Origin of the sequence: Pontibacter rufus, from assembly GCF_015694705.1 — a bacterium.
GTDB classification, from domain to species: Bacteria; Bacteroidota; Bacteroidia; order Cytophagales; family Hymenobacteraceae; genus Pontibacter; species Pontibacter rufus.
This window is the reverse complement of the sequence record NZ_JADQDR010000001.1, coordinates 599,972-612,899: the sequence shown is the minus strand read 5'-3', so window position 1 is coordinate 612,899 and position 12,928 is coordinate 599,972. Positions and strand designations below refer to the sequence as shown.

Here is a 12,928-nt window from a genome sequence, read left to right as displayed (position 1 = left end):
CAGAGAACAGCTCCTACTTCCCTATTCTAGCGAATCGTAGTAATACAGGTCTCTCCCGGATCAGGATACAAAAGCTAGCAGCAGCTTTTGTTTTGCTGCACGGGTGGGCAGGACACCGTGCCGTAGGAGCAGTACACGCAGCAGTCTCCGGGCTTGGGCTTCAGTACTGTCTGGCAGTTTGTACACTCATAAAAGTACTGGCAGGCATCCGTTGGCATCTGCTCTTCTTTGCTGTGCCCGCATGCCGGACAGGTAAGCACAGAAACTGTTTTCGTTCCTCCCATTATGGTTTCTTTTCTTCTAGGACCACGGTGTAACCTGTTTTCCTGGCTGCTTGCAGTATCTGCGCCGGCTGCACTTTCGTGCTATCGTATTTCACAACGGCACTGCCTTTCTCATAGAAGGTGCTCACACTAAAAACACCTGCTAACTTTCCTACCTCCCGGTTCACATGCGCTTCGCAGCCCTCGCAACTCATGCCTTTTACCTCAAGCTTCACAGTTTTCATGAAATTTGTCTGCACGCTGGCAGCCATGGCTTCAGGTTGTCTGTAGAGCGCGCCCGCGTACTCGGGAAAAGCAAGCAGGAGCAGTGCCATGCAACTTATTACCAGTAGGAATTTGTTTGATTTCCAGAACGCCCGCTTCGCATCCTCTTCACAGCCGCAGGCAGTGGTTGCTTTGTTTGCCTGCAGCCGCTGGTACCAGGCCATCGCCAGCACCACAAGGGTAATGGCTATCAGATAGGGCCTGAAAGGCTCCACCCATCCGAAAGCGGAAATGGCACCAGTCGCGCCGCCCACAAGTGCCAGTAGTGGTGCGATGCAGCAAAGGGAGGCCAGAAGGGCAGCTGACAAACCAGTTCCCATAAGTTTTACAGAGGATGCTTTCATAATAAATTCTTATACTTTTACTGTTTTACTGTTAATGTGCTGGAAAAGGGGCTTTATGATTTCCAGACGTTCCTGCCGGAGGGAGTAAAAGATCGTCTGGCCCACCTTTTTGCTTTGGATGATGCTACCGTCTTTGAGCTTGCGCAGCTGCTGCGATACGGCAGGCATCGTCATTTGCAGCACGTCGCTCAGGTCGCACACGCAGAGCTCGCCTTCCTCCTCCAGCAGGTAGAGAATCTTCAGCCTCGTCTCACTACCGGCCAGGCTGAGCACCTGGCTTAACGCCTGAATTATGGTCCCTGCTGAGTTCAGCTTCTCAGCGCACAGCTGTAGCCTTTTCCTGTCGGCATATACCCGAATACACGTTTTGTCTTCTTTCATTTTCAAATTTATACAACAAAGATATCATAACTAAAGTATTTAAGCAAATACTTAACTATATATGGCAATGCTCAATAAAATATGATGTGTTTATCGTTGATGTCAGCATGGCCGGAGCCACAGTGCCCAATAAATATGTAAAAGGAATTAACAATTATGTAATAAATTAACATACATCATTCCTTAAATTTGTATCCTGAAACAATTAGTTACTGTTGATTCAAATGAAACTATACCGCCAAATCATACTGCTTACCCTTGCGCTACTGGTGCTCGTCTCTTCGACGGGTATGGCGGTGGGCATGCATGTATGCGGTGGAGAGATTCAGGATATAAGCCTATTGGGGAAGGCACAGCCTTGCTCCATGGACCCAAAGCAGCAAGAGCTGCCTCCTTGCCTAAAGAAACAGCATAAACAGGCGAAAGACAGTCACTGCTGCGAAAATCATAGCTTCGTAATGAAGCGCCTCGACGCGGGCTCTGACACAAAAGTCACCCTGCATAGGGCGTTAGACATCAAATTTATAGCTGCTGTCAAAGCTGTTATACTTCAGCTGTTTGTTCCCGAGGCAGCCACAACACCTGCTTACGCACTTTATACGTCTCCCCCGCTGGCCCGCGACATTTCGGTGCTGGTGCAATCCTTCCTTCTTTAACCTTTCAGGCTTTTAGTGCCCCTGTGGCATGCTGAATTTCTGTGGCTATAGGCTATACTTTGCCACGGATGTTGCATGGCCATACCTGTACATTATACTTAGGGCACCACTTCTTACTGCCACTGCCTAAGTGGCCAGTTTATACTTCCTTTATAGGTTAATTTATAATTTCATGATTGAGAAGCTAATATCTTTTTCGCTCCACAACAGAATAATGATCCTGCTCATTGCAGCAGGCATGTTTGGCTGGGGCGTTTATTCCGTGCAGACAAACAAAGTAGACGCCATCCCTGACCTGTCGGAGAACCAGGTAATTGTTTTTACCGAGTGGATGGGCCGCAGCCCCCAGATTATGGAGGACCAGATAACGTATCCGCTGGTAACCAACCTGCAGGGCCTGCCCCAGGTCAAGTATGTGCGGGGCGCCTCCATGTTCGGCATGAGTTTTATCTATGTCATTTTTGAGGACGACACCGACATTTACTGGGCACGGGAGCGGGTGCTGGAGCGCCTAAGCAGCATCGGAAACATGCTGCCCGACGGCGTCTCTCCCACCCTCGGCCCCGATGGCACCGGCGTGGGCCATATCCTATGGTATACTTTGGATGCGCCGGGAATGGACCTGGGCGAGCTGCGTGCCGTGCAGGACTGGTACGTGAAGTTCGGCTTGCAGAACGTGCCCGGCGTAAGCGAAGTAGCTTCCTTCGGCGGCTTTCAAAAGCAGTATCAGGTAACGATAGACCCCAACAAGCTCACCTACTATAACCTCACCGTGCCGCAGGTAATACAGGCGGTGCGCGCCAACAACAACGAGGCCGGCGGCCGCAAGTTCGAGCTTTCCAGCATCGGCTACATCGTCAAAACAACGGGCTATCTGCAATCACTAGAGGAGATCGAAAATATTGCCATCGCTACCAACAATACTATTCCCGTGCGGATAAAAGACGTGGCTACCGTGCAGATGACGGGCGAAAGCCGGCTGGGCATTTTCGACCTGAACGGCGAAGGCGAGGCCGTGGGCGGCATTGTGGTAATGCGTTACGGTGAAAACGCAGCTGACGTGATAGCCAACGTGAAGACGAAAATGAAAGAACTGTCCAAAGGCCTGCCTGAAGGCGTGAAATTCAACATCGTCTATGATCGCAGCGGCCTCATCAACGAAAGCATAGACTCTATCAAGCACACCTTAATAGAGGAGATGATTGTGGCCGCGCTGGTCGTGTTCCTGTTCCTCTTCCACTGGCGCAGCGCCCTGGTGATCATGATCCAGCTGCCGCTTGCTGTGGCCATCGGCTTTATCCTGCTCAACGCCTTCGGCATCTCCTCCAACATCATGTCGCTCACCGGCATTGCCCTGTCTATAGGAGTTATCGTGGACGATGCGATTGTGATGGTGGAGAACGGCTATCGGCACCTGGCAGATGCATCGAGAGGGAAACAGCAGGAAGAGGAATAACAAATTACCAGCATTCAAAAAGAATGACCCATGAAACTGACAAAAGAAGATAGAATCAGAATAATAGAAAAAGCCAGCAAGCAGGTGGGCCCCAGCGTGTTTTGGAGCACCATCATCATCATCGCCTCCTTCCTGCCGGTGTTCCTGCTTACCGGGCAGGAAGGCAAGCTCTTCGGCCCGCTGGCCTGGACGAAGACGTTTATACTTATCGTGGACGCCTTTATAGCCATCTCACTCTCGCCTGTGCTGGTGTATTACCTCCTGCGGGGCAAGTTCAGGGAAGACAGCGCCAATCCCATCAACCGCGGTCTGGAACGCGTATACGGACCGGTGCTCAAATGGTGCCTGGAATGGCGCAAAACCACCATCGGTCTGAACGTACTGGCGCTGCTCATCGCCATCCCGATGCTCCTGCGCATGGGCACCGAGTTCATGCCGCCGCTGGACGAAGGCTCTATCCTCTTCATGCCCGTTACGCTGCCGGACGTTTCGAACTCAGAAGTAAAGCGTATTCTTCAGGTGCAGGACAAAATTATCAAATCTGTGCCCGAGGTAAAAAGTGTGCTGGGCAAAGCCGGCCGCGCCAGCACCGCCACCGACAATTCGCCGCTAAGTATGGTGGAGACTATTATCATGCTCAAGCCACAGGACGAATGGAGGGAAGGTGTGACAAAGGAGGATATCATCAAAGAACTCGACGCGAAATTGCAGATACCGGGCGTGGTGAACGGCTGGACGATGCCCATCATCAACCGCATCAACATGCTGGCCACGGGTATAAGAACCGACGTGGGCGTAAAAGTATACGGCCAGAACCTGGATTCTATTGCAGCGGTATCGGAGCGGGTGAAAGCTGCACTAAACGGTGTACCCGGCGTGCAGGACCTGTACGTGGACCCCGTAACGGGCGGAAAATACCTGGAAATAGACATCAACCGCGAGGCGCTGGGCCGCTACGGCCTGACGGTGGACAACGTGAACTTAATTGTGGAATCTGCTTTGGGCGGGGCCACGATTGGCAATACCGTTGAAGGCCGACGACGCTTTGCCATCAATGTGCGCCTGGCGCAGGACTACCGCAACAGCGTGGAGCGCATCCGGCGCATTCCGATCCAGACCGCTTCCGAAGGCACCGTCCCGTTGTCATCTGTGGCTGACATCCGCTTTACGGACGGCCCGCCGATGATAAACTCAGAGAATGCGCAGCTGCGCGGGGCCGTGCTCTTCAACGTGCGCGGCCGCGACCTGGGCAGCACTGTGCAGGAGGCCATGCAAAAGATAAATGCAGAAGTAACCGGCATACCCAGCGGCTATTACCTGGAGTGGAGCGGCCAGTGGGAAAACCAGGTACGCGCCACCCAGACGCTCAAAATCATCATTCCGCTGGTGCTGCTCATCATCTTCCTCATTCTGTACTTCTCCTTTAAATCCATGAAAGAGGCCCTCATCAACCTGGGCACTATTCCTTTTGCACTGATCGGCGGCGTGTACATCGTCTATTTTTATGGCGTGAACCTGTCGGTAGCGGTGGCGGTAGGCTTCATTGCCCTGTTCGGACTGGCCATGGAAACAAGTATGCTGATGATAGTATACCTGAACGAGGCGATGCAACTGCTGGTGGCCACCAAAGGCAACAGCAGCCAGACCATCACCAAACAGGACGTCCGCGACTATGTGTTCATGGGAGCGGCCAAGCGCCTCCGGCCTAAGATTATGACGGTGTCGGTAACCTTGTTCGGTTTGGTGCCGGTGCTGTGGGCCACCGGCGTGGGCACCGATGTGATGCTGCCGATTGTGCTCCCGCTGATTGGGGGCGTGTTCACCTCGTCCATTCACATCCTGCTGGTAACGCCGGTGATATTTGAGATGACGAAGGAATATGAATTAAGAAAACACGGTAAACTAGAGATATACGATGTTAAACATTAAGAAATATAAGAACATAAGTTGGCTGTTTGTGATGCTGTTGCTGATGGTTGGCGCCCCGGCGCTGGCCCAGCAGCGGCAAACCCTCAGCCTGGACAGCGTGTTGCAACGGATAAACAACAATAACCCGATGCTTCAGGAGTATAATTACCGCGCCAAAGCGATGAATGCCTATGCCGAGGGCGCCACAGCGTGGATGCCGCCGATGGTAGGCGGCGGCGTGTACATGTATCCCTATCCCGGCGCAGAAGTAATGGAAGGAGGGGATAAAGGCATGCTGATGCTGTCAGCGGAGCAGGCTATTCCGAACCCGGCCAAGCTGCGCGCCAAAGAAAAATACCTGAAATCCAAAGCCGCGATTGAGAACGCAGGCAGGGACGTTACTTTCAATGAACTCCGGGCACAGGCAAAAGCGGCTTATTATACCTGGCTGGTGCTGGAGAAGAAAATGGACGTGCTCCAGGACAATGCGCGCATCATGGAATATATGCTGAAGCTGGCCAAAATCCGCTACCCCTACAGCCAGGGCAACCTGGGCAGCGTGTATAAAGCAGAGGCGAGGCTGCACGAGGTAGAGAACATGCAGTTGATGACGGCCAGCCAGATCGCGCAGCAGAACGTGCAGCTCAACATCCTGATGAACCTGCCCAAGGAGCAAAAGTACAGCATCGACACAACAGTAGCTGTACCTGAGCCGGTTATACTTGCCGCAGACACCGCCTATTTAACCAGTGCGCGTAGCGATGTGCGCCAGCTGGACAGGACGATACAGGCGATGCAGCTGAATGCAGAGATGGAGCAGTTGGAGCGCAAGCCGGACTTCAGCATCCGCTTCGATCACATGATGCCACGCGCCCCGATGATGCCGCAACAGTTCACCGCGATGGGTATGATTTCCGTTCCTATTGCGCCGTGGTCATCTAAGACGTATAAAGCCAACACCAAAGCCATGAACCTGGAAATTGAAGCGATGCAACAAGAGCGGGAAGCTCTCCTGAACGAGGCGCAGGGCATGGTGCGCAACATGGCGCTGGAACTGAACACGATGCGGGAGCAGGTGGAAAACTATAAAACCAGGATTCTCCCGGCGCTGAAAAAGAACTACGACGTAACGATACTGGCCTACGAGCAGAACAGCGCCGAACTGCCACTGGTAATCGATGCCTGGGAGGCGCTGAACATGGCGCAGATGGAGTACCTCAACAAATTACAGGAGCTATACTTAATGGCCGTTAATTATGAAAAAGAAATTGAGAAATAGTGTTTTATACCTACTGGCTTTCCTGATGCTAATTACGCTGGGTGCCTGTAACGACAAAGAAGAGCAGCACGCCGAAGGAGAAGCGACCACCTATACCTGCCCGATGCACCCGCAAATCGTGCGCGACGAGCCCGGCACCTGCCCCATCTGCGGTATGGATCTGGTACCCGTCTCTCAACCTGGCAGCGGCGAAGAAGCTGCCATCACAGAAGACCTGGCTTTTTTACTGGAACCCACGAACAGCAGTGTAGTATCAGATGTAGCCACTACCAAACCAAAACAGAAAACAGTACAGGCCACCGTGGAAATGGAAGGCGTTATCACCTATGACCCGCGCAAAGTATACACTGTTCCGGCACGTGTAGGAGGCCGCATCGAGCAGCTGTACGTCAAGTATAACTTCCAGCCGATCAGCAAAGGCCAGAAACTCATGGAAATCTACAGCCCTGAACTAATCACGGCACAGCAGGAGTTGCTCTACCTGGTGCAGTCGGCTCCGGACGACAAGCAACTGATTGAGGCAGCCAAGCAAAAGCTGCGCCTGCTGGGCGCTACTGATGCCCAGATCAACCGCCTTATCCGCACCGGGGAAGCAAGCTATACCTTCGCCATCTACAGCCCCTACGATGGCTACGTGATCGGCCTCAACACCGCAGCGCCTGCCGCCACACCAGGTATGGCGGCCGCAGCGGCCCCTGCCCCTGCAGGTGGCGGAATGGGCGGTATGGGCGGCGGCAGTAGCGCCGGGGCCGCTCCCGCTGCTCCTGCTGCCCCGGCTGCCGGCCAGGACATTCAGTTGCGTGAAGGCATGTATGTAAGCACCGGCCAGCCTTTGCTGCGCGTGGTAAATCCAGAACAGTTATGGGCAGAGTTCAACATCCCTGCCGGCCAGGTTAGCGCCGTGGCAAAAGGAACCGCTGTTCATATCACATTTCCGCAACTGCCCGGCAAGAAGCTGGAGGCAAAAGTGGATTTCCTGCAACCTTTCTACCAGGAAGGGGAAAACTTTGCAAAGGTGCGGGTATACCTGCCGGGGCAGCAAAGGCTGGCACGCGTGGGGCAACTGGTAAGCGCACAAGCCAGCTATACGACGGCCCCTTCCCTCTGGGTACCCAAAGCCGCCGTGCTGGACATCGGCACCAGGTCTGTCGCCTTTAAAAAGCTAAATGGTGTTTTCGAGCCTGTGGCTGTTACGGCCGGCACCACCGAAGGTGACCAGACACAAATTCTGGAGGGGCTGGCGCAGGGCGATGTAATTGCCGGCAACGCCCAGTTCCTGGTAGACAGTGAAAGTTTTATCAAGATAAACAAGTAATAAAAGACACTATGACAAGCGTAAAAAATTATTTTCTATACCTGCTGGCCTTTTTAATGGTCATCACCCTGGGCGCCTGCAGCCAGGAAAAAGAGGAACACGCTGCGGGAGAGGCAACAACTTATACTTGCCCGATGCACCCGCAGATCGTGCGCGACGAGCCCGGCACCTGTCCTATCTGCGGCATGGAATTAGTGCCTGTGTCGCAGTCGGGAAAGGCGGAGGGCGAGCTGACGCTGAGCGAGCGCCAGATGGCGCTGGGCAACATCGCCGTGCAGCCTGTAATGTATGGCGATGTGAACAGCAACACGCTCCTGACAGGGCAACTGGCGCTGGACGAAACGCAAACGGATGTTGTCAGTAGCCGTGCTGCCGGCCGTATCGAAAAGCTCTACCTCAAAGAAACCGGCCTGGCCGTAAAGAAAGGTCAGCCGCTTTATGAGCTGTACAGCGAGCAGCTGCTAACGCTGCAACGGGAGTATCTGCTGGCCCTGAAGCAAAACCAGGAACTCGGGAAAGAGAACCCGCGTTTCGCTTCTTTCCTGGAAGCTGCGAGGAAGAAGCTGCTACTGTACGGCCTGACAGAAGGGCAAATCAGAGAACTCGCAAGCACTGGGCAAATGGATGCCCGCGTTACCTTTGTGGCACCAGCTTCCGGCGTGATAACCGAAGTGGCCGCTGCCGAAGGGCAGTATGTAGCTGAAGGCGGTGTGCTGTACCGGCTGGGCAAACTGGATAAAATCTGGGTGGAGGCCGAACTATACCCGCAGGAGTTGCAAAATGTACAGACTGGCGACCAGGTACAGGTAACGGTGCAGGGTTTTGCAGAGGCTGTTCCGGCCAAAGTTACTTTTCTGAGCCCGGAACTAAGCGCGGGCAGCCAGGTAACGGTGCTGCGCGCGGAGCTGCCGAACGAAGGCGGCCAGTACCTACCTGGTATGCAGGCCACCATTGCGTTGCCCGGCAAGAACGACGCTGCCCTGACGGTGCCTGCCGATGCCGTCATCCGTGACGAAAGCGGTAGTTTGGTGTGGGTGCAGACGGGGGAAGGCACTTTCCAGGCCCGCATGGTAACGCTCGGGGAGGAAAACTTTAACAGAGTAGCTATCCTTTCCGGGATTAAAGAAAACGACACAATTGTAACTTCCGGCGCTTACCTGCTCTACAGTGAGCTTGTGTTGAAGAAGGGCGGCTCTATGGCGGAAATGCCGGGAATGGACATGTAAACTACAATTATCGATGAAAGACTGCTGCAGAACAGAACCCGAAAATGAGCCCAGGCACAACTATAAAAAGTGGTTGCGATGGGCGGTATATGCACTTGTAACAGTGCTGCTTATCTTTGTAACGCTGACGCAAATCAATCTTTAATCATACAAGTATAAACTCAAATTTAAATTCTAAACCGATGAAAAAAACTCTTTTCTCAGCTGCCCTGCTGGCAGGCATCACTTTCTCCTCCTGCTCCGCCAAGACCACGGAGAACACCGAAGCTACTGCCGATAACACCGAAATGCAGCACAATGGCATGGATATGCAGCAGGAAACAATGGAAACAGAAGCTATGCCCACCAGCGTAGTGGTAGAAACGCCGGATTATACTGCCGTAGCCGAGCCGGTGAAAGCACAGGTGGCAGCTTTGCTGGACGCCTACCTGAAACTGAAGGACGCCCTGGTGGCATCTGACGCAGCCGCAGCAAAAACAGCCGCAAACAAGGTGTTTTCTGTTGCCGGCGCCATACCTGTAGCGTCGCTGCAAGATGAGCAAAAGGCTTTTGCCGAAGAGAAAACGGCACAGATAAAGGAAAGCGCCGAAAAAATAGCCGCTGCTTCCGATGTGGATGCCCAGCGTGCAAGCCTGGAGCCGCTTTCAGAAGCAACTTTTGCCCTGACAAAAGCTTTTGATGCGACTGGCCAGAAACTCTATTACCAACGCTGCCCGATGGCTAACAACAACGAAGGCGGCTACTGGCTGAGTGTTAATCAGGAAATCCGCAATCCATACTTTGGCGAGCAGATGCTCAAATGCGGTAGTACGGAAGAAGTGCTCAACTAAGAGAATAATATATGCGTGAGCCTGTCGGAGGCTCACGCATATATTAGCAACTGTTTTATACCTGGCAAGCGCTCCCTGTTTTCTTGCGGAACTACGAGCAGCTATTCCCTTTAGCTGTTTTAACGTATAGCGAACCGGGTGCTTGTTTCAGAAAGTAAGCAGGGCAGATAGTGATAATTTTGACTATATTTGTTTCAAAGGTAGATTGTCACCTGACAGACAGGATTTCCTTTATGAGAAAAACCAGGCATAACAAGAAAATACGCTTCATGGCGCTGTCTCTGCTGGCAGTGTTCGTAAACCTGTATCTTGTTCAGCTGGTTTGTAATCTTCCTCACCTGGCACAACGGCTTCATCCCGTAGCCTCCATCCAGGAACATCAGCACAACAAAGGGCATGATGAGCACAGCCATACGCACGCGCATGAAGCTTCTGCTCCCACACACCAGCATAGCGACAAACACCCTGCCTCCCCGACAGAGGACAGCAACTGTTGCACCGAGCAAGGCAACACGCCATTTCTAAAGGCTTCCACTACGGTTGAGCTGCCTTCGCTTATAAAAGCTCCATTGGCCCTCGTACCCCGCCTTGTCCAGGCAGCACTGGCCCTCCTCTACCAAAACCGCACCGCAGCGGTGTCGCACGCTCCTCCCGATAACAGTCCTCCTAAAATACCTGACATCAGGATATTCCTGCACTCTCTCATTATTTGATATACAAACCGCACATGCATCGCACGGCATCATGGGCCGAATAGTTATGTCCTCCCGGTAGTGATGCTGTTAAGCTTACTATGGCTTGTTTTGCCGTGTAGGCTGTCTGCTGAAAGAAAGTTGTGTATCAGTTTAAGCATCATGCCTGCTTCTGCTGGCGTCCACGGTGCTTTTCACAAAGCTGTTTGTAAAAATGGAAAAAGAGAGTCTGCACCAAAAGGTGCTTCATATTAAAAATATGGTCTGTCCGCGCTGCATTAAAGTAGTGCGCGATGAAATGGAAAATCTCGGGTTACGTGTAATAGGCGTGGAACTTGGCAGAACCATAATCGAAGAACAAGACGGCAAGATAGACGAGAACGCTATAGAAGCGGCGCTGGTCCGCAATGGCTTTGAGCTGTTGCACAATAAACGTGAGGAGCTTGTAGAGCAAGTGAAGCTCAAAGTTATTGACTTGGTCTATAACGACAAACTGCCTCATCTCAAAACCACTGTATCCACTTATCTGGCCAAGACGCTTAGCAAAGACTATTCTACGATTAGCACTGCTTTCAAAATTTCAGAAGCGATGGACCTGAACAGGTATGTTGTGCTGCAAAAGATAGAGCGTGCCAAAGAGCTGCTGGCCTATAAGGAACTTAGCCTTAGCGAAATTGCGATTAGGCTCGGCTACAGAAGCCTGCAGCACCTGTCCAACCAGTTTAAAGAAGTTACCGGCACTACGCTCAACAAGTATAAAAGGCAAGGCGGCGCGGACCGGCAATCCATTGATAACTTGTATTGACACCTAGAGCAGCCTCACATCATAATAACGGGAGTGGCATAATTATGTAATGACATTCCATAGATATGTAAAACTGCCTCATCGTCAATCGGGTAACTAAGCATAGGCGCAAATGCGCCTATGCTTAGCCATAACGGGCAATGCGGGACGGCAAATTTTACCGGACAGCTGCATAGGCCAGCCAGAGGCACAGGCTTTAGCTGAACTGGTAAAAATCCTTTCCGGCAGAGCTATACTTACATGTAGAAAGGTAACGGAAACATTGAGATAATTCTAACTCATAACTATCAAAGTAATTTTAATCAATTCAAAACCATTAAATGTTCTAAAATGAAAAATTCAATTAATTCGATTGTTAGTGTTGCCATAGCTGCAATTGCTCTTACAGCCTGCAATGGCGGAAACAACAACGCAGAGGAAAGCAACGCAGCAAGTACGGCTGTTACGCAAACAGAACAGCAGGCAAACAGTGCAGAAACAGTGGCTGCTACGCCCATAAACGGGGTTGTGGACGACTACCTGCAACTCAAAAATGCGCTGGCTGCCGACAACGGACAAGAAGCGGCCAGTGCCGGCAACGAGCTGATGGATGCCCTGAAAGAGTTAGGTGCGTCTTCGCTTACCCCTGAGCAGAAGCAGGTATACGATGAAGTGCAAGAGGATGCCATAGAACACGCAGAGCACATTGGCATGAACGCCGATAATATAGAGCACCAGCGGGAACATTTTGACATCATCAGTCAAGACATGTATGACCTGGTAAAGGCTTTCGATGGCGTACAAAAGCTGTATGTGGACTATTGCCCGATGTACAATGACAACAAAGGCGCCACTTGGTTAAGTGCAACCGAAGAAATAAGCAATCCATACCTCGGCAGTGCCATGCCCACCTGCGGTGAGGTGAAAGAGGAAATTAACTAAGCATGAGTAGCAGCAAGAAAATCCTGCTTGCCCTGTTGCTTGTATTTATTGCCGTTCAGTTTATACAGCCTGCCCGCAACCAAAGCGGGCAGGCATTGGCAACAGACATCACAAAAGTATATACCATCCCCGAAAATGTACAGGTTCTTTTTAAAATGGCCTGTTACGATTGCCACAGCAACAACACTAATTATCCCTGGTATGCCAACTTGCAGCCCGGGCGCTGGTGGTTGGAAAGGCATATAAAGGCGGGCAAAGAAGAGCTGAACTTTAATGAATTCGGCACTTATTCTGCCCGAAGGCAAATGAGCAAGCTGCGGTCGATTGAAAATAGCATTGAGGATGGCACTATGCCTTTAACCTCCTACACCCTGATACATAAAGATGCCCGGCTTACAAACGAGGAAAAAGCTACCATCATCGCCTGGTTAAATGAAACACAAGACAGCCTGACACTACAGAATTGAAATGAGATTGAAACGTATTTGCAACTATACCTGATAGGAATAATCATACCTTTTCAGATAATTAACTGCTCACCATGCTCAGCTCAGCATTGTAGGAACT

At 51.8% G+C, this 12,928-nt stretch carries 12 protein-coding genes and 1 pseudogene; 10 read left to right on the top strand and 3 right to left on the bottom strand.

Annotated features, from left to right (window positions below; all coding sequences use genetic code 11):
* Positions 1-74 precede the first annotated feature (74 nt).
* Genes I2I11_RS21200 through I2I11_RS02795 form a run of 3 tightly spaced genes read right to left on the bottom strand, consistent with a single transcriptional unit; the run spans position 75 to position 1,273 of the window.
* On the bottom strand, positions 75-284 hold the full coding sequence (locus I2I11_RS21200) for a GDCCVxC domain-containing (seleno)protein (RefSeq protein WP_230679848.1): 210 nt from the start codon (positions 282-284) through the stop codon (positions 75-77).
* Positions 284-868, bottom strand: coding sequence for a mercuric transport protein MerTP (gene merTP / locus I2I11_RS02800; RefSeq protein ID WP_230679847.1), 585 nt, complete (start codon positions 866-868; stop codon positions 284-286). The genes I2I11_RS21200 and merTP overlap by 1 nt, the downstream gene beginning before the upstream one ends.
* A 33-nt stretch (positions 869-901) precedes the next feature.
* Positions 902-1,273 carry an ArsR/SmtB family transcription factor gene (locus I2I11_RS02795; protein ID WP_196266123.1) on the bottom strand — a complete coding sequence of 124 codons (372 nt, stop codon included), beginning with the start codon at positions 1,271-1,273 and terminating at the stop codon, positions 902-904.
* 224 nt (positions 1,274-1,497) lie between these two features.
* Here I2I11_RS02795 and I2I11_RS02790 point away from each other — a divergent pair, with 224 nt between their 5' ends.
* From I2I11_RS02790 to I2I11_RS02740, 10 genes and pseudogenes are all read left to right on the top strand, one after another.
* Positions 1,498-1,929: an HYC_CC_PP family protein gene (locus I2I11_RS02790; protein ID WP_196266122.1), complete on the top strand. Its 432-nt coding sequence runs from the start codon at positions 1,498-1,500 to the stop codon at positions 1,927-1,929.
* A gap of 172 nt (positions 1,930-2,101) precedes the next feature.
* Positions 2,102-5,314, top strand: a pseudogene (locus tag I2I11_RS21520) (efflux RND transporter permease subunit).
* The gene (locus tag I2I11_RS02775) at positions 5,301-6,572 is read left to right on the top strand and encodes a TolC family protein (RefSeq protein WP_196266119.1); all 1,272 of its coding nucleotides are present in this window, start codon (positions 5,301-5,303) and stop codon (positions 6,570-6,572) included. The pseudogene I2I11_RS21520 and the gene I2I11_RS02775 overlap by 14 nt, the downstream one beginning before the upstream one ends.
* Positions 6,550-7,887, top strand: a complete 1,338-nt coding sequence (locus I2I11_RS02770; protein WP_196266118.1) for a heavy metal-binding domain-containing protein — start codon at positions 6,550-6,552, stop codon at positions 7,885-7,887. Before I2I11_RS02775 ends, I2I11_RS02770 begins: the two co-directional genes overlap by 23 nt.
* An 11-nt stretch (positions 7,888-7,898) precedes the next feature.
* Complete coding sequence (locus I2I11_RS02765) at positions 7,899-9,113, top strand: efflux RND transporter periplasmic adaptor subunit (protein WP_196266117.1); 1,215 nt, start codon at positions 7,899-7,901, stop codon at positions 9,111-9,113.
* Between the two features lie 182 nt (positions 9,114-9,295).
* Positions 9,296-9,943, top strand: a complete 648-nt coding sequence (locus I2I11_RS02760) for a DUF3347 domain-containing protein (RefSeq protein ID WP_196266116.1) — start codon at positions 9,296-9,298, stop codon at positions 9,941-9,943.
* 233 nt (positions 9,944-10,176) lie between these two features.
* Positions 10,177-10,656: a hypothetical protein gene (locus I2I11_RS02755; RefSeq protein WP_196266115.1), complete on the top strand. Its 480-nt coding sequence runs from the start codon at positions 10,177-10,179 to the stop codon at positions 10,654-10,656.
* Positions 10,657-10,849: 193 nt separating this feature from the next.
* A complete protein-coding gene (locus I2I11_RS02750) occupies positions 10,850-11,440 on the top strand; it encodes an AraC family transcriptional regulator (protein ID WP_196266114.1) in 591 nt (196 codons plus the stop codon).
* Positions 11,441-11,770: 330 nt separating this feature from the next.
* On the top strand, positions 11,771-12,361 hold the full coding sequence (locus I2I11_RS02745) for a DUF3347 domain-containing protein (RefSeq protein WP_196266113.1): 591 nt from the start codon (positions 11,771-11,773) through the stop codon (positions 12,359-12,361).
* Positions 12,362-12,363: 2 nt separating this feature from the next.
* The gene (locus I2I11_RS02740) at positions 12,364-12,828 is read left to right on the top strand and encodes a heme-binding domain-containing protein (RefSeq protein ID WP_196266112.1); all 465 of its coding nucleotides are present in this window, start codon (positions 12,364-12,366) and stop codon (positions 12,826-12,828) included.
* Positions 12,829-12,928: the final 100 nt, after the last annotated feature.